The sequence below is a fragment of the Streptomyces sp. JLBG701 genome (assembly GCF_058544905.1).
Genome location: NZ_CM178588.1, coordinates 6,829,420 through 6,853,265, shown reverse-complemented (window position 1 = coordinate 6,853,265; position 23,846 = coordinate 6,829,420). Strand labels below are relative to the sequence as shown.

At 67.8% G+C, this 23,846-nt stretch carries 19 protein-coding genes and 3 tRNA genes; 4 read left to right on the top strand and 18 right to left on the bottom strand.

The features are described from left to right. Nucleotides 1-42 precede the first annotated feature (42 nt). The 10 genes from AC5DRG_RS31785 to AC5DRG_RS31740 all read right to left on the bottom strand — a co-directional run bounded on the left by AC5DRG_RS31785 (nucleotide 43) and on the right by AC5DRG_RS31740 (nucleotide 13,458). Nucleotides 43-3,942, bottom strand: coding sequence for a DNA-directed RNA polymerase subunit beta' (locus tag AC5DRG_RS31785; RefSeq protein WP_491802916.1), 3,900 nt, complete (start codon nucleotides 3,940-3,942; stop codon nucleotides 43-45). Between the two features lie 95 nt (nucleotides 3,943-4,037). Next, nucleotides 4,038-7,523 (bottom strand): DNA-directed RNA polymerase subunit beta, encoded by a 3,486-nt coding sequence (gene rpoB / locus AC5DRG_RS31780; RefSeq protein ID WP_491802915.1) that lies wholly within the window; start codon nucleotides 7,521-7,523, stop codon nucleotides 4,038-4,040. Nucleotides 7,524-8,131: 608 nt separating this feature from the next. Further along, nucleotides 8,132-8,515 (bottom strand): 50S ribosomal protein L7/L12, encoded by a 384-nt coding sequence (gene rplL / locus AC5DRG_RS31775; protein WP_491802913.1) that lies wholly within the window; start codon nucleotides 8,513-8,515, stop codon nucleotides 8,132-8,134. Between the two features lie 127 nt (nucleotides 8,516-8,642). After that, the gene (gene rplJ / locus AC5DRG_RS31770; RefSeq protein WP_491802912.1) at nucleotides 8,643-9,173 is read right to left on the bottom strand and encodes a 50S ribosomal protein L10; all 531 of its coding nucleotides are present in this window, start codon (nucleotides 9,171-9,173) and stop codon (nucleotides 8,643-8,645) included. A 303-nt stretch (nucleotides 9,174-9,476) separates the two neighbouring features. After that, nucleotides 9,477-10,346, bottom strand: a complete 870-nt coding sequence (locus AC5DRG_RS31765; protein ID WP_491802911.1) for an SCO4651 family lipoprotein — start codon at nucleotides 10,344-10,346, stop codon at nucleotides 9,477-9,479. 259 nt (nucleotides 10,347-10,605) lie between these two features. Further along, nucleotides 10,606-11,331 (bottom strand): 50S ribosomal protein L1, encoded by a 726-nt coding sequence (rplA, locus tag AC5DRG_RS31760; RefSeq protein WP_491802909.1) that lies wholly within the window; start codon nucleotides 11,329-11,331, stop codon nucleotides 10,606-10,608. Between the two features lie 84 nt (nucleotides 11,332-11,415). Beyond that, complete coding sequence (rplK, locus tag AC5DRG_RS31755; RefSeq protein ID WP_263211552.1) at nucleotides 11,416-11,850, bottom strand: 50S ribosomal protein L11; 435 nt, start codon at nucleotides 11,848-11,850, stop codon at nucleotides 11,416-11,418. 201 nt (nucleotides 11,851-12,051) lie between these two features. Further along, nucleotides 12,052-12,912, bottom strand: a complete 861-nt coding sequence (nusG, locus tag AC5DRG_RS31750; RefSeq protein ID WP_491802908.1) for a transcription termination/antitermination protein NusG — start codon at nucleotides 12,910-12,912, stop codon at nucleotides 12,052-12,054. Between the two features lie 80 nt (nucleotides 12,913-12,992). Beyond that, nucleotides 12,993-13,277 (bottom strand): preprotein translocase subunit SecE, encoded by a 285-nt coding sequence (gene secE / locus AC5DRG_RS31745; RefSeq protein ID WP_491802907.1) that lies wholly within the window; start codon nucleotides 13,275-13,277, stop codon nucleotides 12,993-12,995. A 108-nt stretch (nucleotides 13,278-13,385) separates the two neighbouring features. Then, a tRNA-Trp gene (locus AC5DRG_RS31740) sits at nucleotides 13,386-13,458 on the bottom strand. Between the two features lie 281 nt (nucleotides 13,459-13,739). Between AC5DRG_RS31740 and AC5DRG_RS31735 the strand changes: the two genes are divergently transcribed. Both AC5DRG_RS31735 and AC5DRG_RS31730 read left to right on the top strand, forming a co-directional pair. Then, nucleotides 13,740-14,966 (top strand): pyridoxal phosphate-dependent aminotransferase, encoded by a 1,227-nt coding sequence (locus tag AC5DRG_RS31735; RefSeq protein WP_491802906.1) that lies wholly within the window; start codon nucleotides 13,740-13,742, stop codon nucleotides 14,964-14,966. Between the two features lie 130 nt (nucleotides 14,967-15,096). Beyond that, nucleotides 15,097-16,137, top strand: a complete 1,041-nt coding sequence (locus AC5DRG_RS31730) for an adenosine deaminase (RefSeq protein ID WP_491802905.1) — start codon at nucleotides 15,097-15,099, stop codon at nucleotides 16,135-16,137. Between the two features lie 73 nt (nucleotides 16,138-16,210). On the opposite strand, the gene AC5DRG_RS31725 is transcribed toward AC5DRG_RS31730, so the two are convergent. The 8 genes from AC5DRG_RS31725 to AC5DRG_RS31690 form a co-directional block, all read right to left on the bottom strand. Next, nucleotides 16,211-17,266, bottom strand: a complete 1,056-nt coding sequence (locus AC5DRG_RS31725) for a UDP-N-acetylmuramate dehydrogenase (RefSeq protein ID WP_491802904.1) — start codon at nucleotides 17,264-17,266, stop codon at nucleotides 16,211-16,213. Nucleotides 17,267-17,387: 121 nt separating this feature from the next. Further along, nucleotides 17,388-18,875 (bottom strand): MFS transporter, encoded by a 1,488-nt coding sequence (locus tag AC5DRG_RS31720; protein ID WP_491802903.1) that lies wholly within the window; start codon nucleotides 18,873-18,875, stop codon nucleotides 17,388-17,390. 94 nt (nucleotides 18,876-18,969) lie between these two features. Next, nucleotides 18,970-19,539, bottom strand: a complete 570-nt coding sequence (locus AC5DRG_RS31715) for a TetR/AcrR family transcriptional regulator (RefSeq protein WP_491802902.1) — start codon at nucleotides 19,537-19,539, stop codon at nucleotides 18,970-18,972. 192 nt (nucleotides 19,540-19,731) lie between these two features. After that, nucleotides 19,732-20,160, bottom strand: coding sequence for a MaoC family dehydratase (locus tag AC5DRG_RS31710; RefSeq protein WP_491802901.1), 429 nt, complete (start codon nucleotides 20,158-20,160; stop codon nucleotides 19,732-19,734). A gap of 4 nt (nucleotides 20,161-20,164) precedes the next feature. After that, on the bottom strand, nucleotides 20,165-20,701 hold the full coding sequence (locus AC5DRG_RS31705; protein WP_491802900.1) for an FAS1-like dehydratase domain-containing protein: 537 nt from the start codon (nucleotides 20,699-20,701) through the stop codon (nucleotides 20,165-20,167). Between the two features lie 108 nt (nucleotides 20,702-20,809). After that, nucleotides 20,810-20,974, bottom strand: a complete 165-nt coding sequence (rpmG, locus tag AC5DRG_RS31700) for a 50S ribosomal protein L33 (protein WP_003948671.1) — start codon at nucleotides 20,972-20,974, stop codon at nucleotides 20,810-20,812. A gap of 88 nt (nucleotides 20,975-21,062) precedes the next feature. Next, a tRNA-Met gene (locus AC5DRG_RS31695) sits at nucleotides 21,063-21,135 on the bottom strand. 46 nt (nucleotides 21,136-21,181) lie between these two features. Continuing rightward, a tRNA-Thr gene (locus AC5DRG_RS31690) sits at nucleotides 21,182-21,254 on the bottom strand. Nucleotides 21,255-21,521: 267 nt separating this feature from the next. Here AC5DRG_RS31690 and AC5DRG_RS31685 point away from each other — a divergent pair. Then, nucleotides 21,522-22,868, top strand: coding sequence for an amidohydrolase family protein (locus AC5DRG_RS31685; RefSeq protein ID WP_491802898.1), 1,347 nt, complete (start codon nucleotides 21,522-21,524; stop codon nucleotides 22,866-22,868). A gap of 318 nt (nucleotides 22,869-23,186) precedes the next feature. Beyond that, nucleotides 23,187-23,843, top strand: coding sequence for an SDR family oxidoreductase (locus AC5DRG_RS31680; RefSeq protein ID WP_491802897.1), 657 nt, complete (start codon nucleotides 23,187-23,189; stop codon nucleotides 23,841-23,843). Nucleotides 23,844-23,846: the final 3 nt, after the last annotated feature.

The window sequence follows — 23,846 nt, the reverse complement described above, 5'->3', positions numbered from 1 at the left end:
CGTACGAAACGGGGTGGCCGCCCTTCAACTCAGTTCAACCACTCACTGGTTGTACGGACCGTAGTCGTAGTCCTCCAGCGGAACGGCCTGGCCGGAGCCCGTGCCGAACGGCGAGTAGTCGATGTCGTCGTAGCCGACGGCCGAGTACATCGCGGCCTTGGCCTCTTCGGTCGGCTCGACCCGGATGTTGCGGTAGCGGGACAGGCCCGTACCGGCCGGGATGAGCTTACCGATGATGACGTTCTCCTTGAGGCCGATCAGGGAGTCGGACTTGGCGTTGATCGCCGCGTCCGTCAGAACCCTGGTCGTCTCCTGGAAGGACGCCGCCGACAGCCACGACTCGGTCGCCAGCGAGGCCTTGGTGATACCCATCAGCTGCGGACGGCCGGAGGCCGGGTGGCCGCCTTCCTGCACCACACGACGGTTCTCGGTCTCGAAGCGGCCGCGCTCGACGAGCTCGCCCGGGAGCAGCTCGGCGTCGCCCGACTCGATGATCGTCACTCGGCGCAGCATCTGCCGGATGATGATCTCGATGTGCTTGTCGTGGATCGACACACCCTGCGAGTTGTAGACCTTCTGGACCTCGCCGACCAGGTGGACCTGGACGGCACGCTGACCCAGAATGCGCAGCACGTCGTGCGGGTTGGTGGCACCCACGGTGAGCTTCTGGCCCACCTCGACGTGCTCGCCCTCGCTGACCAGAAGACGGGCACGCTTCGAGATCGGGAACGCCGTCTCGTCGCTGCCGTCGTCCGGGGTGACGACGATCTTCTTGGTCTTCTCGGTCTCCTCGATCCGGATGCGGCCCTGGGCCTCGGAGATCGGGGCGACACCCTTGGGCGTACGAGCCTCGAAGAGCTCGACGACACGGGGCAGACCCTGGGTGATGTCGTCACCGGCCACACCACCGGTGTGGAAGGTACGCATCGTCAGCTGGGTACCGGGCTCACCGATGGACTGGGCGGCGATGATGCCGACCGCCTCACCGATGTCGACCAGCTTGCCGGTGGCCAGCGAGCGGCCGTAGCACATGGCGCAGGTGCCGACCTGGGACTCGCAGGTCAGGATCGAACGGGTCTTGACCTCCTCGACACCGTGGTGCACCAGCTGGTCGATGAGGACATCGCCGAGGTCGACGTTGGCCGGCGCGATCACCTTGCCGTCGATGACGACGTCCTCGGCGAGCATGCGGGCGTAGACGCTGGTCTCGACGTCGTCCGCCTTGCGCAGCACGCCGCTGGCGTCCTTCGAGGCGATCCGCAGCTTCAGACCGCGCTCGGTGCCGCAGTCCTCCTCGCGGATGATGACGTCCTGCGAGACGTCCACCAGACGACGGGTCAGGTAACCCGAGTCGGCGGTACGCAGGGCGGTGTCGGCCAGACCCTTTCGGGCACCGTGCGTGGAGATGAAGTACTCCAGGACGGACAGACCCTCACGGAACGAGGCCTTGATGGGACGAGGGATCGTCTCGTTCTTGGCGTTCGACACGAGACCACGCATACCGGCGATCTGACGCATCTGCATCATGTTGCCTCGTGCACCCGAGTTCACCATCATGAAGATCGGGTTGGTCTTCGGGAAGTTCTCGTTCATCGCCTCGGCGACCTCGTTGGTCGCCTGGGTCCAGATCTGGATGAGCTCCTGTGTGCGCTCTTCCTTGGTGATCAGACCGCGCTCGTACTGCTTCTGGACCTTCTCGTCCTTGGCCTCGTACCCGGCGACGATCGCCTTCTTCGCCTCGGGAACGACGACGTCGGAGATGGCCACGGTGACGCCGGAACGGGTCGCCCAGAAGAAGCCGGCCGCCTTCAGGTTGTCGAGCGTCGCCGCCACGATGACCTTGGGGTAGCGCTCGGCGAGGTCGTTGACGATCTCGGAGAGCTGCTTCTTGCCGACCTCGTAGTCGACGAACGGGTAGTCCTCGGGCAGCAGCTCGTTGAAGAGCGCGCGGCCCAGGGTCGTCCGCAGCCGGAACGAGTCACCCTGCTGCCACTCCGGCTCGCCCTCCTCCTGCGTCGGCGGGGTCCAGCCGCGCGGCGGGATGGTGCCCACCGGGAAGCGGATGTCCACGCGCGACTGCAGCGAGAGCTCGCCCGAGTCGAACGCCATGATCGCCTCGGCCACGGAGGAGAAGGAGCGCTCTTCGCCCTTCACGTTCCGCATCTCGCCGTCGGTGGTGAGGAAGAACAGACCGAGGACCATGTCCTGGGTCGGCATCGTCACCGGACGGCCGTCGGCCGGCTTGAGGATGTTGTTCGAGGACAGCATCAGGATGCGGGCCTCGGCCTGCGCCTCCGCGGAGAGCGGAAGGTGTACGGCCATCTGGTCACCGTCGAAGTCCGCGTTGAACGCGGTGCAGACGAGCGGGTGGATCTGGATGGCCTTGCCCTCGACCAGCTGCGGCTCGAAGGCCTGGATGCCCAGGCGGTGCAGGGTGGGCGCACGGTTCAGCAGAACCGGGTGCTCGGCGATGACCTCTTCGAGGACGTCGTACACGACCGTGCGGCCGCGCTCGACCATGCGCTTCGCGCTCTTGATGTTCTGCGCGTGGTTGAGGTCCACGAGCCGCTTCATCACGAACGGCTTGAAGAGCTCCAGCGCCATCGCCTTCGGCAGACCGCACTGGTGCAGCTTGAGCTGCGGACCGACGACGATCACGGAACGCGCGGAGTAGTCCACGCGCTTGCCGAGCAGGTTCTGACGGAATCGACCCTGCTTGCCCTTGAGCATGTCGGACAGCGACTTCAGCGGACGGTTGCCGGGGCCCGTGACCGGGCGACCACGACGGCCGTTGTCGAAGAGCGCGTCGACGGCCTCCTGAAGCATGCGCTTCTCGTTGTTCACGATGATCTCGGGAGCACCGAGGTCAAGGAGTCGCTTCAGACGGTTGTTGCGGTTGATCACACGGCGGTACAGGTCGTTCAGGTCGGAGGTCGCGAAGCGGCCACCGTCCAGCTGCACCATCGGGCGAAGGTCCGGCGGGATGACCGGGACGCAGTCGAGGACCATGCCCTTGGGGCTGTTGGAGGTCTGCAGGAAGGCAGACACGACCTTCAGCCGCTTCAGCGCACGGGTCTTCTTCTGGCCCTTGCCGGTACGGATGATCTCGCGGAGGCGCTCGGCCTCCTCGTCCAGGTCGAAGGACTCCAGGCGCTTCTGCAGCGCCGCGGCACCCATCGAACCGTCGAAGTACGTGCCGAAGCGGTCACGCAGCTCGCGGTAGAGGAGCTCGTCGCCCTCCAGGTCCTGGACCTTGAGGTTCTTGAACCGGGTCCAGACCTCGTCGAGACGGTCGATCTCGCGCTGCGAACGGTCGCGCAGCTGCTTCATCTCCCGCTCGGCACCTTCGCGCACCTTGCGGCGCACGTCGGCCTTGGCGCCCTCGGCCTCCAGCTCGCCCAGGTCGCTTTCCAGCTTCTTGGCGCGGGCTTCGAGGTCGGAGTCGCGGCGGTTCTCGACCTGCTGACGCTCGACGGAGACGTGGGCCTCCAGCGAGGGCAGGTCGCGGGTGCGACGCTCGTCGTCGACGTACGTGATCATGTACGCCGCGAAGTAGATGACCTTCTCCAGGTCCTTCGGGGCGAGGTCGAGCAGGTAGCCGAGGCGCGACGGAACGCCCTTGAAGTACCAGATGTGCGTGACGGGGGCGGCCAGTTCGATGTGGCCCATCCGCTCACGACGCACCTTGGCGCGAGTGACCTCGACGCCGCAGCGCTCACAGATGATGCCCTTGAACCGGACACGCTTGTACTTGCCGCAGTAGCACTCCCAGTCCCGGGTCGGACCGAAGATCTTCTCGCAGAAGAGTCCGTCCTTTTCGGGCTTGAGGGTGCGGTAGTTGATGGTCTCGGGCTTCTTGACCTCGCCGTGGCTCCACTGACGGATGTCGTCAGCGGTGGCCAGACCGATCCGGAGCTCATCGAAGAAGTTGACGTCGAGCACTATGCGTCAATCCCTCTCAGGGTTGTAAGTCTTAGGGGTCTGATACGGGGGTCCAGGGGCCGGAGACCTGTGAGGCACAGGTCTCCGGACTCCCGTCAGACCTCTTCGACGCTGCTCGGCTCGCGCCGGGACAGGTCGATGCCGAGCTCTTCCGCCGCGCGGAAGACGTCCTCGTCGGTGTCGCGCATCTCGATGGACATGCCGTCCGAGGACAGCACCTCCACGTTGAGGCACAGGGACTGCATCTCCTTGATGAGCACCTTGAAGGACTCGGGGATGCCGGGCTCGGGGATGTTCTCGCCCTTGACGATGGCCTCGTAGACCTTCACGCGGCCGGTGACGTCGTCGGACTTGATGGTCAGCAGCTCCTGGAGGGCGTAAGCGGCGCCGTACGCCTCCAGCGCCCACACCTCCATCTCACCGAAGCGCTGGCCACCGAACTGGGCCTTACCACCCAGCGGCTGCTGGGTGATCATCGAGTACGGACCGGTCGAGCGGGCGTGCAGCTTGTCGTCGACCAGGTGGTGGAGCTTGAGGATGTACATGTAGCCGACCGAGATCGGCTCCGGGAACGGCTCGCCGGAGCGGCCGTCGAACAGCGGCGCCTTACCGGTCGGGAGCACCATGCGCTCGCCGTCGCGGTTCGGGATCGTGTGCTGCAGCAGACCCGCGAGCTCGTCCTCACGCGCACCGTCGAAGACCGGGGTGGCGACGTTGGTGCCGGGGGCGACCACGTCGGCCTCGATCGCCTGCAGGCGCTGCGCCCACTCGTCCCCGAGTCCGGAGACGTCCCAGCCGCGGCTGGCGAGCCAGCCGAGGTGGATCTCCAGGACCTGTCCCGGGTTCATTCGGGACGGGACACCCAGCGGGTTGAGGATGATGTCGACCGGGGTGCCGTCCTCCAGGAACGGCATGTCCTCGATCGGCAGGATCTTCGAGATGACGCCCTTGTTGCCGTGGCGGCCGGCGAGCTTGTCACCGTCCGTGATCTTGCGCTTCTGCGCCACGTAGACACGAACCAGCTGGTTCACGCCCGGCGGCAGCTCGTCGCCCTCTTCACGGTCGAAGACGCGGACGCCGATGACCTTGCCGATCTCACCGTGCGGCACCTTCAGCGAGGTGTCGCGCACCTCGCGCGCCTTCTCACCGAAGATCGCGCGGAGCAGGCGCTCCTCGGGCGTCAGCTCGGTCTCGCCCTTGGGCGTGACCTTGCCGACGAGGATGTCGCCGGCGACGACCTCGGCACCGATACGGATGATGCCGCGCTCGTCGAGGTCGGCGAGGACCTCCTCGGAGACGTTCGGGATGTCCCGGGTGATCTCCTCGGGGCCGAGCTTGGTGTCACGGGCGTCGACCTCGTGCTCCTCGATGTGGATCGAGGAGAGGACGTCGTCCTGGACGAGGCGCTGCGACAGGATGATCGCGTCCTCGTAGTTGTGACCCTCCCACGGCATGAAGGCGACGAGCAGGTTCTTGCCCAGCGCCATCTCGCCTTCCTGGGTGGCCGGACCGTCGGCGAGAACCTGGTTCTCGACGACCCGGTCGCCCTCGTCCACGACAACCTTCTGGTTGACCGAGGTGCCCTGGTTGGAGCGCGAGAACTTCGCGACGCGGTACGTGGTGTACGTGCCGTCGTCGTTGGCGACGGTGACGTAGTCCGCGGAGACCTCCTGGACCACACCCGCCTTCTCGGCCTTGATGACGTCGCCGGCGTCGACGGCGCAGCGGTACTCCATGCCCGTACCGACGAGGGGGGCCTCGGCGGTGATCAGCGGCACGGCCTGGCGCATCATGTTCGCGCCCATGAGGGCACGGTTGGCGTCGTCGTGCTCCAGGAAGGGGATCATCGCGGTGGCGACGGACACCATCTGGCGCGGCGAGACGTCCATGTAGTCGACGTCGTCGCCCGGGATGTAGTCGATCTCTCCGCCACGGCGGCGGACCAGGACGCGGGACTCCTCGAAGCGCATGTCGTCGGTGAGGATCGCGTTGGCCTGCGCGATGACGAATCGGTCCTCTTCGTCAGCCGTGAGGTAGTCGACCTCGTCGGTGACGACACCGCCGGTGACCTTGCGGTACGGGGTCTCGACGAAACCGAACGCGTTGACGCGGCCGTAGGAGGCGAGCGAGCCGATCAGACCGATGTTCGGGCCTTCAGGGGTCTCGATCGGACACATGCGGCCGTAGTGCGAGGGGTGCACGTCACGGACCTCGAAGCCGGCCCGCTCACGGGAGAGACCACCCGGGCCAAGAGCCGACAGACGGCGCTTGTGGGTGAGACCCGACAGCGGGTTGTTCTGGTCCATGAACTGCGACAGCTGGCTGGTGCCGAAGAACTCCTTGATGGAGGCGACGACCGGCCGGATGTTGATCAGGGTCTGCGGCGTGATCGCCTCGACGTCCTGAGTCGTCATCCGCTCGCGGACCACGCGCTCCATACGTGCCAGACCCGTACGGACCTGGTTCTGGATGAGCTCGCCGACATTGCGCAGACGGCGGTTGCCGAAGTGGTCGATGTCGTCGGTCTCGACGACGATCGAGTTGCCGTTGTCGCCAACGGTCTCGGTCTCACCGGCGTGCAGCTTCACCAGGTACTTGATCGTCGAGATGACGTCCTCGACGGTCAGGACACCGGCGTCCAGCGGAGCCTCGCTGCCCAGCTTCTTGTTGACCTTGTAGCGGCCGACCTTGGCGAGGTCGTAACGCTTCGGGTTGAAGTAGAGGTTCTCAAGAAGCGTCTGCGCGGCCTCGCGGGTCGGGGGCTCGCCCGGACGCAGCTTGCGGTAGATGTCCAACAGCGCGTCGTCCTGGCCCTGGGTGTGGTCCTTCTCCAGGGTGGCGCGCATGGACTCGTACTCGCCGAACTCCTCCAGGATCTGCTCGGTGGTCCAACCGAGAGCCTTGAGCAGGACGGTGACGGACTGCTTGCGCTTGCGGTCGATGCGGACACCGACCATGTCGCGCTTGTCGATCTCCAGCTCCAGCCAGGCACCCCGGGAGGGGATGACCTTGGCCGAGAAGATGTCCTTGTCGGACGTCTTGTCGATGGAGGAGTCGAAGTAGACACCCGGCGAACGGACCAGCTGGGACACCACGACACGCTCGGTGCCGTTGATGACGAAGGTGCCCTTGTTGGTCATGAGCGGGAAGTCGCCCATGAAGACCGTCTGGGACTTGATCTCGCCGGTCTCGTTGTTGGTGAACTCGGCGGTGACGAAGAGCGGGGCCGCGTACGTGAAGTCGCGTTCCTTGCACTCGTCGATGCTGTTCTTGGGAGGCTCGAAACGGTGGTCGCGGAAGGTCAGCGACATCGACCCGGAGAAGTCCTCGATCGGAGAGATCTCCTCGAAGATCTCCTCCAGACCGGACTTGGTGGGGACGTCCTGACCGGACTCCAGAGCCGCCTCGACCCGACTCTGCCAGGCGGTGTTCCCGAGCAGCCAGTCAAAGCTCTCGGTCTGCAGCGCGAGCAGGTTCGGAACCTCGAGGGGCTCCTTGATCTTTGCAAAGGAGATGCGCAGCGGGGCGGTGCTGGCGCCGTTGTTCATATTCGCGGTCGAGGCAGTGCGCGAGGCGGCCAAGAGGGGGTCCTTCCGAGGGCTCGGACTCACTACGCGCGTACCGGTCCCCATACTCGGACACAGAGACAGACTGCCCTGATTGGTCAAAAGGCCAGGTCAGGGACGGTTCGGTCGTCGGTGTTCAAGCGAGGGCATGCCCCTGGTGACGGGCAGGGGACAGCTAACAGGCAGCGCAAAGGGTCAGTGTAGCCACTCGGCACACTGATGTCCAGTGCGGGTTTTTCGAGACCCTCGTCGTTCTCGACACCTGCGCAAGCCCACGCCCTCAATGCACGTTGATACTGCCCTCTTCGTCGTCGATCCATGCCTCGGATCCGGATCGTTGTGACGACGCGTCCTGAGAATTGCGCGCTGACTGCGGTTCGTCAAGGCCTCTCTTGCCCAAACCGGGTGCTGCCATCGTCACGTGCAGCCGACTGCCAGGGGCCCTTGGAGGCACAACGAAGATCACGATACCCCCCGCGGCCGTCCCCGCAAGGGAGCCGCCGCGCCAGTCCCCGGAACGCCGAAGAGCGACCACCCAGATGGATGATCGCTCTTCGGTGCGTCAGCGTTACAGCCCTAGGGCCGCAACAGCGCGCGCCGGATCCATACGGACCCGAGAGGTGTTACTTGACCTCGACGGAGGCGCCGGCGCCCTTGAGGGACTCGGCAGCCTTCTCGGCGGCCTCCTTGGCGACCTTCTCGAGAACGGGCTTCGGGGCGCCGTCCACGAGGTCCTTGGCCTCCTTCAGACCCAGGGAGGTCAGCTCACGCACGACCTTGATGACCTGGATCTTCTTCTCGCCGGCACCCGTGAGGATGACGTCGAACTCGTCCTGCTCCTCGACGGCCTCGGCGGCGGCGGCCGGGCCGGCCGGGCCGGCGACGGCGACGGCCGCGGCGGCGGTGACGTCGAACTTCTCCTCGAAGGCCTTCACGAACTCGGAGAGCTCGATGAGGGTCATCTCTTCGAACTGCGCGAGCAGGTCATCCTGGCTGAGCTTCGCCATGGTGGGCGATCCTTCCACTAATTCGGCTGGTGCCGTGTGTACATGTCTGGCGGGCGTACGTTCGGGCCCGCTACGACCGTCGCTGCCTTCGTCGCCTCAGGCGGCCGCGGTCATTTCGAGCGCCGAATTACTCGGCACCGCCCTGCTCGGCCTGCTTGGCGCGAAGGGCGTCCACAGTGCGGACGAGCTTCGACGGGAGCGCCTGGAAGACCTGAGCAGCCTGAGTCTGCTTGCCCTTGAAGGCGCCCGCCAGCTTGGCGAGCAGAACCTCGCGGGACTCGAGGTCCGCAAGCTTCTTGATCTCGTCGGCGGACAGCGCCTTGCCGTCAAGGACACCGCCCTTGATGACGAGGTTCGGGTTGTCCTTGGCGAAGTCACGAAGACCCTTGGCCGACTCCACCGGGTCACCGGTGACGAAGGCGACCGCCGTCGGACCGTTGAACAGGTCGTCGAGCGTCGTGATCCCGGCCTCGTTGGCCGCAATCTTGGTCAGCGTGTTCTTCACCACGGCGTACTGGGCGTTCTCACCGAGCGAACGACGCAGCGTCTTGAGCTGCGCCACGGTGAGACCCCGGTACTCGGTCAGCACAGCAGCGTTCGAGCTACGGAACTGCTCCGTGAGCTCGGCTACCGCGGCAGCCTTGTCGGGCCTTGCCATAGAGCGTCGGCCTCCTTCCGGGTGATGAGGACCGCTCAGAAGGGGCTGGGACAAACAAAACGCCCCGGCGCAGGCGCACGGGGCGTGACTCGACCGGACGAACTCCGCGAGCGGAGCAGATCTGGGAGCAACTTCCACATTCACCTGCGCGGGTCGTCCGCAGTTCAGCGGATCCTTCGGTCACCGAGCCCTCTCACGAGCACACGGCAACGACCAGCGGTCTTTGGCTTCTGGGGAAGCGTACGCGAACGCATCACTGTCAAGCAAATCCGCCCGTACGGCTCACCCCTGGACGTCTCCGCCCTACGCGCCCGGCGTGGCTGTGGGCGTGCTTGTGGGCGTGACCATCAGGTCCTCGAAGTCGGCGGTGTCCGAGGCCTGGGGCCGCTCCACCACGACGCGCACGCCGTAGTCGCCGTAGTACGCCGTGGAGGACATCCGGCCGGTCGTGAACTCGCCCCTCTCGACCTTCTTGACCAGCAGGTCACGGCCGTCGACCCAGATGTCGACGGTCTCGGAGGTGACCCCGGCCTGCTCCAACTGTTGGCGCAGGGCGTCGGTTTCCTTGAGGTCGGCCACGTCCACCGTGCCGGTGTAGTGCGTGGTGAGCTTGCCACGCACCCGCTCCTCGCCGACCTTGTGGAGGTCCCCGGAGGCAAGCAGGAGTTTGACCGGCTGGACGGGCGCGGTGTTCTGCAACTGCTCCTTGAGGTACGTCCCCGAGCCGCCCGGGAGGCCGGCCAGGTCGGCGTAGGCGTACCTGACCCAGTGCTTGCCGCGCATCTGCTGGGAGAACCGGTCGCCGACCTTGGCGTAGTAGGCGTCGGGCAGCAGCCGGGCCTCCATCGAGGTGCTGCTCACCTTGCGCATGGCGTCGGCGAGTTGGCCGCCGGTGTAGGTGATGGTGAGCCTGCCGGTCGAGCCGTCGGCCCAGCCGAGGGTGCCGTCGGTCGTCATGGAGAGCATGTCGCCCATGACCGTCGTGGAGGTGATCCGGGCGGAGCCGGCCTTTCCGGTGGCGGTCCGGACGGCTCGGAGCGCGGCCACCGAGGCGGGGTCCGCGCTACCGCGCCTGTCGTCGTCATGCCCCTGCGAGCCGTCCGAGAGGGTGCACGCGGCCGCCGTCGCGAGCACGACCGCGAAGATCATCGGCCCCGCGATCCTGTGCGTCATCCGTACCCCCCTTGTGCGGCCCGTGATCGTCACGCTAACCCCGGGCCCGGACAAAGGCACCCTCCTCCCCGGAAAAGGCAACGGGCCCCGCACCTGGGAAGGTTGCGGGGCCCGTGCTCGTAAGACGCGTACGCGACGCGGCTACCGGGGTGAGCGCTTAGGGCCTGTCCGGCGGATCCTGTCGCAGACGCGGGGTCTGGCACGCACATCTGCCGCGTTGTCGCCTTCCTGCGACCTGATCCGCCGGACAGGCCCTAACTCAGACGGCGGCCGGGTCCTCCTCGACGAGGAGGTTGCGGGTGCGGTTCGGGTCGACCGGAATGCCAGGGCCGATCGTGGTGCTGATCGCGGCCTTCTTGATGTAGCGACCCTTGGCGGCGGACGGCTTCAGACGGAGGATCTCCTCCAGCGCGGCGCCGTAGTTCTCCACCAGCTGGGTGTCGTCGAAGGACGACTTGCCGATGATGAAGTGCAGGTTCGAGTGCTTGTCGACGCGGAACTCGATCTTGCCACCCTTGATCTCGGTGACAGCCTTGGCGACGTCCGGGGTCACGGTGCCGGTCTTGGGGTTCGGCATGAGACCACGGGGACCGAGCACGCGGCCGAGGCGGCCGACCTTGCCCATGAGGTCCGGGGTGGCGACGACGGCGTCGAAGTCCAGACGCCCCTTCGCGACCTCGTCGATCAGTTCGTCGGAGCCGACGATGTCGGCGCCCGCGGCCTCCGCGGCCGCAGCACGGTCACCGGTCGCGAAGACCAGGACCCGGGCGGTCTTGCCGGTGCCGTGCGGCAGGTTCACGGTGCCACGGACCATCTGGTCGGCCTTGCGCGGGTCGACACCCAGACGGAAGGCGACCTCGACGGTGCCGTCGAACTTGGTCGTGGAGGTCTCCTTGGCGAGACGGACGGCCTCGAGCGGGGCGTAGAGCTTGTCCCGGTCGATCTTGGCGTCCGCAGCGCGGAGAGACTTGCTGCGCTTGCTCACTACTGCTCCTGTGTGTTCTGAGGAGTCGTGGTACGGGCCGAGCAGGCCCTGCCACGTACTACCGAAGACTTACGAGGTTGGGGCTCAGCCCTCGACCGTGACGCCCATGGAACGCGCGGTGCCGGCGATGATCTTCGCGGCGGCGTCCAGGTCGTTGGCGTTGAGGTCGGGCATCTTGGTGGTGGCGATCTCGCGGACCTGCGCCTGGGTGATCTTGGCGACCTTGGTCTTGTGCGGCTCGCCGGAGCCCTTCTCGATACCCGCGGCCTTGAGGATCATCTTGGCGGCCGGCGGAGTCTTGGTCACGAAGGTGAAGGAACGGTCCTCGTAGACCGTGATCTCCACCGGGATGACCCAGCCACGCTGCGACTCGGTCGCGGCGTTGTAGGCCTTGCAGAACTCCATGATGTTGACGCCGTGCTGGCCCAGCGCGGGACCGACCGGCGGCGCCGGGTTGGCCGCACCGGCCTGGATCTGGAGCTTGATAAGCCCCGTGACCTTCTTCTTCTTGGGAGGCATTGCTCTCCGGGTCCTTTCGATTCGGGTCTACCCGCCTCCGGGTCGCGTCCCGGCTGCAGGCATACCGCACAACGATAACGGGTATTAGCGCGTGGCCAAAAACGAGAAAGGTCAGGGGGCTCCTTTGAGCCCGCCTGACCTGACCCACCCAGGGGCGCGGGGAACTGCGCGACCAGCCCCCACGCACCCGCGGCCGAAGTACTAGTTCTTCTGAATCTGATCGAACGAAAGCTCGACCGGAGTCTCGCGACCGAAGATCTCCACCAGACCCTTGACCTTCTTCGAGTCGGCGTTGATCTCGTTGATGGTGGCCTGCAGCGTGGCGAACGGGCCGTCGGTGACGGTGACCGAGTCGCCGACCTCGAAGTCCAGCACCTGGACCTCGACCTTGCGCTGCGGAACCGGCTTGCCCTCGGCCTCGGCGGCCTCACGAGCGGCCTTCTCCTCGGCCTCCGGGGCGAGCATCTTGACGATCTCGTCCAGGGTCAGCGGGTACGGGTCGTAGGCGTTGCCCACGAAGCCGGTTACGCCGGGGGTGTTGCGGACGACGCCCCAGGACTCGTTCGTCAGGTCCATGCGGACGAGGACGTAGCCGGGGAGCTTGTTCTGGCGGATCGTCTTGCGGTCGCCGTTCTTGATCTGGACGACCTCTTCCTGCGGCACCTCGGCCGCGAAGATGTAGTCCTCGACGTTCAGCGAGACGGCGCGCTGCTCCAGGTTGGTCTTCACACGGTTCTCGTAGCCGGCGTAGGTGTGGATCACGTACCACTCGCCGGGCAGCGTGCGGAGTTCCTCGCGGAGGGCGGTGACGGGGTCGACCGGCTCGGCCGGCTCTTCCTCGACGTCCTCTTCCGCATCCTCGACGGCCTCGATGTCTCCGCCGGACTCTTCCTCGGCGTCCTCGTCCTCGACGTGGAGTGCGGCTTCCTCGGCGGGCTCGCCCGCTTCGGCGTCGGCAGCCTCGACCTCGTCCAGGTCCTCGTCCGCGCCCTCGACGATGTCGAGCTCGTCATCCACTGACTCGTCCGGCTCGACGGCGTCGTTCAGGTTCTGGTCAGACACGGTGGCTGCTTCTTCCTGGATACATAGGGGTGGAACATGCGAAAGGGGCGCCGGTTACCTCGGCGCCCTTCGCTCTAGGCTCAGCCGAATACGTACTTGGCGGCGTGGTCGAGCCCATAGTCAATCACGGTCACCAGGCCGATCATGATGACGACGAAGACAATCACCACTGTCGTGTACGTCGTCAGCTGGTTACGCGTCGGCCAGACGACCTTGCGGAGTTCCGCGACGATCTGGCGGTAGAAGAGAGCAAGGCGCTTCAGCGGGCCCTTCTTGGCACGCTTGCCACCCTTGCGGGTCTTCTTCGACTCCGGAGCCTCATCTTGGGCATCAGGCATGTCGATGGAGCCCACGGCGTCCGTCACTCGTCCTCACCTGATTCCGGGTCGTGGCCGTGCCGCGCCCGGTCTGAGCCGCACGGCAGTGCATTGCTGGACGTACATGCGCACACATCCTGGCGAAGGTGTGTGTAGCAGGGCCGGAGGGACTTGAACCCCCAACCGCTGGTTTTGGAGACCAGTGCTCTACCAATTGAGCTACGACCCTTTGTGTGTCCCCCAACGTACCGCATCCGCCCGGGTGCACGGTGTGCACCGGATGGCTGTGGACTGTTGAAGGCCAACGAGGTGAGAGTGTACGTGCTTCGGGGCCGGTCGTCGAACAGAAAGCGCCCGTAGGGGCCTTGTTCACGGAAGATCGCCTGGCGGGCGGCGAAGATCGCGCAGGCCGCGGCCCGGTTCCGGACTGTTGTTCAGTGCTGTCCACGGTTCTGTTCAGTCTGTGAAACCGGTGTGCCGGGGGCGTTTCCGGTCTGAAACGATGGGCCCATGAGCCCTGCAACCCCTCCCACCGAGCGCCGGGTCTCCGCCCGAGTCGGCGCGATCTCCGAGTCCGCCACCCTCGCCGTGGACGCCAAGGCCAAGGCCCTCAAGGCCGCCGGGCGCCCGGTGATCGGCTTCGGCGCCGGCGAGCCCGACTTCCCGACGCCGGACTACATCGTCCAGGCCGCCATCGAGGCCTGCTCGAACCCGAAGTACCACCGCTACACCCCGGCCGGCGGTCTGCCCGAGCTGAAGGCCGCGATCGCCGCGAAGACGCTGCGCGACTCCGGCTATGAGGTGGAGGCGGCCCAGGTCCTGGTCACCAACGGCGGCAAGCAGGCCATCTACGAGGCCTTCGCCGCGATCCTCGACCCGGGCGACGAGGTCATCGTCCCGGCCCCGTACTGGACGACGTACCCGGAGTCGATCCGCCTCGCCGGCGGTGTCCCGGTGGATGTGGTCGCGGACGAGACGACGGGTTACCGGGTCTCGGTCGAGCAGCTGGAGGCGGCGCGGACGGAGAACACGAAGGTCCTTCTCTTCGTCTCGCCCTCCAACCCGACCGGCGCCGTCTACACGCGCGAGCAGATCGAGGAGATCGGCCGCTGGGCCGCCGAGAAGGGCCTGTGGGTCCTGACCGACGAAATCTACGAGCACCTTGTGTACGGCGACGCGGAGTTCCACTCGCTGCCGGTGGTCGTGCCCGAGCTGGCCGACAAGTGCATCGTCGTCAACGGTGTCGCCAAGACGTACGCGATGACCGGCTGGCGGGTGGGCTGGCTCATCGGCCCGAAGGACGTCGTCAAGGCCGCGACGAACCTCCAGTCGCACGCCACGTCCAACGTGTCGAACGTCGCGCAGGTCGCCGCCCTCGCCGCCGTCTCGGGTGACCTGGAGGCGGTCGCGAAGATGCGTGAGGCCTTCGACCGGCGCCGCAAGACGATCGTGCGGATGCTCAACGAGATCGACGGCGTGGTGTGCCCGGAGCCGGAGGGCGCCTTCTACGCGTACCCGTCGGTGAAGGGTCTGCTGGGCAAGGAGATCCGCGGGAAGCGTCCCCAGGACACGGTCGAGCTGGCCGCGCTGATCCTGGAAGAGGTCGAGGTCGCGGTCGTTCCGGGCGAGGCCTTCGGCACTCCGGGCTATGTGCGACTGTCGTACGCGCTGGGTGACGAGGATCTCGTCGAGGGCGTGAGCCGCATCCAGAAGCTCCTGGCGGAGGCCACGGACTGACGTTTTCGTGCCTCTACGCGCGCGTGCGGGCCGTTTCCCTTCGGGGAGGCGGCCCGCTTCTTCGTGCGAGCAAGACCACGATCGGGGAAAGCGGTACCGGGACGGCGGGAACGTACGGCAGGATCCTGGAATGGAGCGCGTACGTGATCTCTCTGAGCTGCCGAAAGCCCATCTGCACCTGCACTTCACCGGGTCGATGCGGGCCACCACCGTGCTGGAACTCGCCGACAAGTACGGCGTGAGACTGCCCGAGGCGCTCATCGAGGCGCTGACCAGCGGGGAGCCGCCGAGGCTTCGGGCGACCGATGAGCGGGGCTGGTTCCGCTTCCAGCGGCTGTACGACGCGGCGCGGTCGTGTGTGCGGCAGCCGGAGGACATTCAGCGGCTGGTGCGGGAGGCCGCGGAGGAGGACCTGCGAGACGGTTCGGGTTGGCTGGAGATCCAGGTGGACCCGACGTCGTACGCACCACGCCTGGGCGGTCTCATCCCGGCGCTGGAGGTCATCCTCGACGCGGTGGACACGACGGTGCGGGAGACCGGCCTTGGGATGCGGGTGCTGGTGGCCGCGAACCGGATGAAGCATCCGCTGGACGCGCGCACGCTGGCCCGCCTTGCGGTGCGGTACGCGGACCGGGGCATCATCGGGTTCGGGCTCTCCAACGACGAACGGCGGGGCATGGCGCGGGACTTCGACCGCGCGTTCGCGATCGCGCGCGAGGGGGGTCTGCTGGCGGCGCCGCACGGCGGCGAGCTGACTGGCCCGGCGTCGGTCCGTGACTGCCTGGACGACCTGCACGCCTCGCGCATCGGGCACGGTGTACGGGCGGCGGAGGACCCCCGCCTGATGAAGCGCCTGGCGGACCGGCAGGTGACGTGCGAGGTGTGCCCGGCGTCGAATGTCGCACTGGGCGTCTACGAGAAGCCGGAGGACGTCCCGCTGAGGACGCTCTTCGAGGCAGGTGTCCCGCTGGCCCTGGGCGCCGACGACCCACTGCTGTTCGGCTCCCGCCTGGCCGCCCAGTACGAGATCGCCCGCCGCTACCACGACTTCACTGACGCGGAACTGGCGGAACTGGCCCGGCAGTCGGTACGTGGGTCGGCAGCGCCGGAGGACGTGAAGGCGAAGCTGTTGTCGGGGGTGGATGCCTGGCTGGCGGGTGGGCCCGCGTAGGCGCCTCGGATTTCAGTGCCGGTCCAGGCAATAGAGCGGTGCCGTGAGTGGGCGACGAAGGCGAGCGGGCCCGCTAGAGGCTGACGCCGACCGTCACCGGTTCGTTGACCAGGGTGATCCCGAAGGCCTCGTGGACGCCGGCGACGACCTCGCGGGCCAGCGTGAGCAGGTCCTCCGTGGTTGCCGCGCCGCGGTTGGTGAGGGCGAGGGTGTGCTTGGTGGAGATGCGGGCGGGGCCGGTGCCGTAGCCCTTGGTGAAGCCCGCCTTGTCGATCAGCCAGGCCGCGGAGGTCTTGGTGTGGCCCTCCCCCGCCGGGTAGGCCGGGGGCTCCGCGCCGTCGCCGAGCCGCTCCCGCACGCGCGCGTGGAACTCGGTGAACTGGTCCTGGGTGAGGATCGGGTTGGTGAAGAAGGAACCGGCCGACCAGGTGTCGTGGTCCTCGGGGTCCAGGACCATGCCCTTGCCCGAGCGCAGCTTCAGCACGGTCTCGCGGGCTGCGGCGAGCGGCACGCGATCGCCGGCTTCCACGCCGAGTGCCCGGGCGGTCTCGGCGTACTTGACGGGGGCGGAGAGCCCTTGCGCGTCCTCCAGCTCGAAGCGGATGCGCAGGACGACATGGCGCTCGGGGTCGGCCTTGAAGCGGCTGTGGCGGTAGGAGAAGGCGCACTCGGCGTTCGCGAGGGTGACCGTCTCGCGGCTCTCGCGGTCGTAGGCGATCACCTCGGTGATCGTGGACGAGACCTCCTGGCCGTAGGCCCCTACGTTCTGGATCGGGGTCGCACCGGCCGAGCCGGGGATGCCGGCCAGGCACTCGATGCCCGCGAGCCCGGCCTCGACGCTGCGGGCGACGGCGTCGGTCCACACCTCGCCTGCCGCGAGCTCCAGCCGGGTGCCGTCGAGGTCGAAGCCCTTGGTGGCGATGACGAGCGCGGTGCCCGCGAAGCCCTTGTCGCCGATGACCAGGTTCGAACCGCCGCCGATGACCAGCAGCGGCGTCCCGCTGTCGTCGGCCTCGCGGACGGCGTCGATCACCTCGGCGTCGGTCGTCGCGGTGATGAGCCGGGTCGCGGGACCACCCAGCCGGAAGGTGGTCAGCGGGGCGAGGGGGGCGTCGTGGATTTCCTGCACGCGCCCAAGACTACGAGAAGCCACTGACACTCCCGGCACGCGCGCGAACGGCCCCGCCGGTCACTCTCCGGTCGGGGCCGTTCTGGTGGGTCGTAGCGGGATGTGGGCTGTCGTACGCGGTTCAGTGGGCGGCCGTCTCCAGGGCGGGCGCCGGGGCTTCCTCGGATTCGGTGACGAGTTGCGCCGCGCGGCGCCTGGTCGGGATCAGCAGGGCCGCGATCCCGGCGAGGGCCACCACGCCGGCCCCGGTGACCAGGGCGGGCTTCAGGCCGTCGACGAAGGTCTGGCCGGTCTCGTAGCCGCCCTGGGCCGCGAAGATCGACGCCATGACGGCGATACCGAGGGCGCCGCCGACCTCGCGCAGGGCGTTGTTGGCGCCGGAGGCGATGCCCTGTTCGCTGGGGCGGACGCTGGACATCACCAGGTTGGCGGCGGGGGCGAAGTAGAGGGCCATTCCGATGCCGCTGATGATCAGGCCGGGCAGCTGGATGGCGTAGGAGGCATCGGCGGTGACCACGGAGGCCATGTAGCCGAGGCCGGCGGCCTGGAGGAAGAGGCCGGCGGCGACGACCGGGCGGCCGCCGATGCGGTCGGAGAGGATGCCGGCGATCGGCGCGACGAGCATCGGCATACCGGTCCAGGGCAGCATCCTGAGGCCCGCCTCGGTGGGCGAGTAGCCGAGGACGCCCTGCATGTACTGGCTGAGCAGGAAGATCGAACCGAACATGCCGAGGAACATCAGCAGGCTGGCCGCGTTGATGCCGGCGAAGGCACGAGAGCGGAACAGCCGCATGGGCAGCATGGGGTTCTTGGCGTGCATGCCGTGCAGGACGAAGCCGGTGAGCAGCGCGCCGCCCGCGAACAGGCCGGTCAGGACAACGGAGTCGGTCCAGCCGTCGGCGGGGCCGCGGACCAGGCCGTAGACGATCCCGAAGAGGCCGCCGCTGGCGAGCAGGGTGCCGGTGACGTCGAGCGGGGCGCCGGTGCCGTGCGACTCGGCGAGGCGGAGGCGGGCCAGCGGCAGCAGGGCCACGCCCAGCGGCACGTTCAGCCAGAAGATCCACTGCCAGGAGATGTGCTCGGTGAGGCTGCCGCCGATGAGGGGTCCGGAGGCGACCGCGAGTCCGTTCACCGCGCCCCAGATGCCGTACGCCATCCCGCGCTTGGCGGCGGGAACCGCTGCCGTGAGCAGGGTCAGCGTGAGCGGCATCATGATCGCCGCGCCGACGCCCTGGACCGCGCGGGCAGCGATCAGGGAGTCGATCCCGGGCGCCATGGCCGCGGCGGCTGAGGCGCCGGTGAAGACGGTGATGCCGGCGAGGAAGAGCCGACGGCGCCCGAAGCGGTCGCCGAGCGCCGCGCCGAACATCAGCAGGACGGCGAAGGTGAGCGTGTAGGCGCTCACGGTCCATTCCAGGTCGTCCAGCGCTCCTCCGAGATCCTTGCGGATGGAGGGCAGGGCGGTGGTGACGACCAGGTTGTCGAGGGCCGCCATGAATCCGGCGACGCTTGTGATGACGAGGGCCCAGGCCATTCCCCCGCGACGGGTGGGACGCGCGGTCGGTTCTGACTGTCCGGGCTGTTCCGGGTGTGCGGTCTGCTGTGACATCTCTCCCCCAGAGGGTTCTCACCAGCGATGGTTAGTTATTGATTACTAACTTTCACGATCATGAAGAAGCGCGGAAATCCACTTCCCCGCTCCCCTACGCCTCCAGCCGACCCTTGAGCCGAGCCGACGGATACATCCCCTGCCAGACCTGATGCTCGGGCGGAAAACCCATGGCCATCAGGGTGTTGATGAGCATTCCGTACGCCAGGAAGGTCGTCGTCTCGTTGATGTCGGCCCCCAGCGGCAGATGCACGGTGTCCCAGAGCTTCATCCAGCCGGCCCGTACGACCTCACCGAACTCAGGCTCCCCTTCCGCTTCGGCGGCGGCGACCGCGATGTACGTCTGCATCTGCATCTGGAGCCTCTCGGGGTGCTCCGTGATCAGCTGTACGTACGCGTTCGCCATGGCATGCAGGGCTTCCTCGCCCTGCAGCCCCTCGGCCGCTTCCTCGAAGACCCGGCACGTGTCGTCCATGCACCTCCGCGAGGCTGCGGCGAAGATCGCCTTCTTGCCCGGGAAGAGCCGGAAGAGATACGGCTGCGAGACACCGACCCGCTTGGCGATCGCCTCGGTGGAGGTGCCGTAGTAGCCCCTCTGCGCGAACTCGGCGATCGCCGCGCGAATGACGCTCTCGCGCCTCTCTTCTGCGCTCATCCTGGCCATGTGAGTAAGTTAGTACTCAATCACTAACTACGTCAAGGGCTTACGGAAGGACTTACGGATGGGCTTACGGTGCCTTACGGAACCCAGCCGGCGCCGAGGACGTTGTGGCTGGTAGGGGACCTGATCCAAGTAAGGGGCACCCCACGATGGAGGGCACCCCTTACTTGACCCGAACCCGTTGGCCGGCCGCGCTCAGCCCAGCCGCACGACCGCCCGGGACATGCCCAGCACCTTCTGTCCGGCGCTCGTCGCCGTCAGGTCGACGCGGACCGTGTTGTCGTCGAGCTTGGCCGCGACCTTGCCGCTGACCTCGATGGTCGCGCCCTGGTCGTCGTTCGGGACGACAACCGGCTTGGTGAAGCGGACGCCGTACTCGATGACCGCGCCGGGGTCGCCTGCCCAGTCGGTGATCACGCGGACCGCCTCCGCCATGGTGAACATGCCGTGCGCGATGACGTCCGGCAGGCCGACCCCCTTGGCGAACTTCTCGTTCCAGTGGATCGGGTTGAAGTCCCCGGAGGCGCCCGCGTATTGGACGAGGGTGGCGCGGGTGACGGAGAAGGTCTGGGCGGGGAGTTCGGTGCCGACCTCGACGTCCGCGTACTGGATCTTGGCAGTCATCCGGTCACGCCGCCCCTTCCGCGGTCTTCGCCGCATCCTCGGTCGCCGCAGCTTCCTCAGTCTTCGCCGCTTCCTCAGTCTTCGCCGCTGCTTCGGTCTCCGCCGCGCGGGCCACGAGCTTGGTCCAGGCGGTGACGACGTGCTCGCCGGCCTCGTCGTGGACTTCGCCGCGGATGTCGATGATGTCGTTGCCCGCCATGGACTTGATGGCCTCGATGGTCGAGGTGACGGCGAGCCGGTCGCCCGCGCGCACCGGGCGGGTGTAGGCGAACTTCTGGTCGCCGTGCACCACCCGGCTGTAGTCCAGGCCGAGCTGGGGGTCCTGGACGACCTGTCCCGCGGCCTTGAAGGTGATCGAGAACACGAAGGTCGGGGGTGCGATCACATCGGGATGCCCGAGCGCCTTGGCGGCCTCCGGGTCCGTGTACGCGGGGTTGGCGTCCCCCACTGCCTCCGCGAACTCACGGATCTTCTCCCGGCCCACCTCGTAGGGGTCGGTGGGCGGGTAGCTCCGCCCCACGAAGGACTGGTCGAGCGCCATGGCCCGGCACCTCCTGATGTCTACTGCGGTTGACCGGCCGGTAACCGGGGCCGGAACGACGCGAGGCCGCCCCCCGACTGCGGGGGCGGCCTCGCGTACGAGCCTGATTTATCGCGTTTCGCGGTGCGCGGTGTGCGCATTGCAACGCGGGCAGTGCTTCTTCATCTCCAGTCGGTCCGGGTTGTTACGCCGGTTCTTCTTGGTGATGTAGTTCCGCTCCTTGCACTCCACGCAGGCCAGCGTGATCTTCGGGCGGACGTCGGTGGCAGCCACAGGAGTGCTCCTTGACGAACGGATGGGACGATGAACGCATAAAAGAGTAGCCGATCGAAGGACCGACCCCACAATCGGCTACTGTCAGTAGCGGTGACCGGACTTGAACCGGTGACACAGCGATTATGAGCCGCTTGCTCTACCGACTGAGCTACACCGCTGTGATGCGATCGGTTCCCACCTTGCGGAAGGAACCTCTCACACCAGAGCCCCAATACGGAATCGAACCGTAGACCTTCTCCTTACCATGGAGACGCTCTACCGACTGAGCTATTGGGGCGAGCGATGAAGACATTACACGCTCGGCCGCCGTTCACCCAAATCCGTTTCGTGGCACCGGGCCCGGCCTGTTCCGAGCTCCGTTCGTGCCTCGTTCCCCAAGTCTCACAGGGGCATCGGCCGCCACTCGCGCAGCGCTCGCAAGGCGAGGACCACACCGGTACGACTATTGCCTTCCTCCCCGCCACGCGCTGATCACCGCCCTAGGCTCGACTCACTCTGCGTGATCTTGCGTCCCCCGGCGCAGTCCCCGAGCCCCTGGAGCGCGATGCCCGACAGCCAGCCGCAGCCGCCCCATTCGTCCGGCTCCTCCCCCTCGTCGTCGTCCTCATCTGACTCATCCGGCTCATCCAGCTCATCCGGGTCGACAGGCTCGTCCGGGCAGATCGACCCGGCCGTCTTCGGACAGACCGACCCGGCCGCCCTCTTGCTGTGCGGAGCGCGGCTCACCGACGGCCGGACCGTGGACGTACGGCTGAGCGGCGGGCGTATCGAGGCGGTCGGCACGGCCGGCAGTCTGGCGGTGGGCGGGGCGGGTGGCAGTGGGGCCCGGGTGGACCTCCGCGGCTATCTCCTCCTGCCGTCCCCGGCCGAACCGCACGCCCACGGCGACACCGCGCTGTCGGCCGACGCCGACGGACCGGTCTCGTACGAACCCGATGACGTCCAGCGCCGGGTGACGGAGGCCGCGCTGGTCCAGCTCGCGCATGGGGCGACCGCGCTGCGGGGCCACGTGCGCGTGGGCGACGTCCAGGGGCTGGGCGCGCTGGCCGCCGTTTTGCAGGCGCGGCGTTCGCTGCGCGGGCTCGCCGAGTTGACGGCTGTGGCGATGCCTCGGGTGCTGACCGGGGTGGCGGGGGCCGACGGGCTGTCGATGCTGCGGGACGCGGTGAAAATGGGCGCGACCGTGGTGGGTGGTTGTCCTGATCTGGACCCCGATCCGACGGGCTACGTGGAGGCGGTCCTGGAGGTCGCCTCCGAACACGGCTGTCCCGTCGACCTGCACACGGACGCCGCCGACCCGGCCCGCCTGGCCCGGCTGGCGGCGATGGCGGGCGGTCTGCGCCCCAGGGTGACGCTGGGCCCGTGCGGCGGTCTCGACCGCCTGCCCGCCGAGGCGGCCTCGCGCATCGCCGACCAACTCGCGGCGGCCGGGGTGACGGTGGTGTGCCTGCCGCAGGGCGGCTGCGGGGCCGTCGACCGACGCGGCACGGCTCCCGTACGGCTGCTGCGCGCGGCCGGGGTACGGGTCGCGGCGGGCAGCGGGGCCCTGCGGGACGTGTCGAATCCGGTGGGCCGCGGCGACCCCTTGGAGGCGGCGTACCTGCTGGCCTCGCGATACGGGCTGCGTCCCGAGGACGCGTACGACGCGGTGAGCACGTCGGCACGGGCGGTCCTGGGCCTGCCCGAGGTACGGGTGGAGGCGGGCTTCCCCGCCGAACTGCTGGCGGTGCGCGGGGAGGGGTTGGCGGGGGCGCTGTCGTTGGGCTACAGCCGGATCGTGGTGCATCGGGGGCGCGTGGTGGCGCGGACGAGCGCGGTGCGGGAGTACTGCGACTCGGCGGCCGCGGCGGAGTTGGGGCTGCCTCGGCAGGGGCGTGGGGATGTGTCTTGAGGGGGCGTGTGGGACGGGCGCGTGAGACCGGCGTGTAGGGCGGCGCGCGAGACCGGGTGGGGGTGGTGGGCGCTGGAGTTGGGGTCGCGTGGTGCGGCTTGGGGCGCGTGGTGCTGGGGTGCGCTGGGGGCGTGTGCCTTGGGGCGTGGGAATTCAGATGTCCGCCGTCAGGCGCGCGCTGTGAGGCCTGAGCAGTGACGCGTGCGCCGTGGAGCGTGCGCCGAGAGGCTTGAACCATGGAGCGTGCGCCGCGAGGCGTGGCGAGGCGTGGCTGAAGTCGTGCGGCGGATGCGGTCGTCCGGGCGTACGGTCGAAGACATGCGCATTGTCATCGCCGGAGGTCATGGTCAGATCGCGCTGCGGCTGGAGCGGCTGCTCGCCGCGCGCGGAGACGAGGTTGCGGGGATCATCCGCCGTTCCGAACAGGGAGGCGATCTACGGGCGGCCGGCGCGGAACCGGTCCTGCTCGACCTAGAATCGGCCTCGGTCGAGGAGGCCGCGGCGCATCTCCAGGGCGCTGACGCGGCGGTTTTCGCGGCGGGCGCGGGCCCGGGCAGCGGCGTGGCCCGCAAGGACACGGTGGACCGGGGGGCAGCGGTGCTGTTCGCGGACGCCGCGGTCCGGGCGGGGGTACGGCGTTTCGTCGTCGTGTCGTCGATGGGCGCGGATCCTGCGCACGAGGGGAACGACGTCTTCGACGTGTACCTGCGCGCCAAGGGCGAGGCCGACGCGTACGTCAGCGCCCTGGACGCCCTGGACTGGACGGTCCTGCGCCCGGGTGCACTGACGAACGACGCCGGCACGGGCCTCGTACGTCTGGAGGCCCAGACCGGCCGCGGCGCGATCCCGCGGGACGACGTGGCGGCCGTACTGGCGGAGTTGGTGGACTCTCCGGCGACGGCCGGCCTGACGCTGGAGTTGATCGGCGGGTCGACGCCGGTGTCGGTGGCGGTGAAGTCGGTGGCCGGGAACTGAGGG

Coding starts and splice junctions, on each gene's coding strand:
- AC5DRG_RS31705 (WP_491802900.1), bottom strand. CDS start 20,701: ATGGCGCTCGACCAGTCCTTCGTGGGGCGGAGCTACCCGCCCACCGAC.
- AC5DRG_RS31715 (WP_491802902.1), bottom strand. CDS start 19,539: ATGGCCAGGATGAGCGCAGAAGAGAGGCGCGAGAGCGTCATTCGCGCG.
- AC5DRG_RS31720 (WP_491802903.1), bottom strand. CDS start 18,875: ATGTCACAGCAGACCGCACACCCGGAACAGCCCGGACAGTCAGAACCG.
- AC5DRG_RS31735 (WP_491802906.1), top strand. CDS start 13,740: ATGAGCCCTGCAACCCCTCCCACCGAGCGCCGGGTCTCCGCCCGAGTC.
- rplL (WP_491802913.1), bottom strand. CDS start 8,515: ATGGCGAAGCTCAGCCAGGATGACCTGCTCGCGCAGTTCGAAGAGATG.
- AC5DRG_RS31680 (WP_491802897.1), top strand. CDS start 23,187: ATGCGCATTGTCATCGCCGGAGGTCATGGTCAGATCGCGCTGCGGCTG.
- rplJ (WP_491802912.1), bottom strand. CDS start 9,173: ATGGCAAGGCCCGACAAGGCTGCCGCGGTAGCCGAGCTCACGGAGCAG.
- AC5DRG_RS31685 (WP_491802898.1), top strand. CDS start 21,522: ATGCCCGACAGCCAGCCGCAGCCGCCCCATTCGTCCGGCTCCTCCCCC.
- AC5DRG_RS31730 (WP_491802905.1), top strand. CDS start 15,097: ATGGAGCGCGTACGTGATCTCTCTGAGCTGCCGAAAGCCCATCTGCAC.
- AC5DRG_RS31765 (WP_491802911.1), bottom strand. CDS start 10,346: ATGACGCACAGGATCGCGGGGCCGATGATCTTCGCGGTCGTGCTCGCG.
- AC5DRG_RS31710 (WP_491802901.1), bottom strand. CDS start 20,160: ATGACTGCCAAGATCCAGTACGCGGACGTCGAGGTCGGCACCGAACTC.
- rplK (WP_263211552.1), bottom strand. CDS start 11,850: ATGCCTCCCAAGAAGAAGAAGGTCACGGGGCTTATCAAGCTCCAGATC.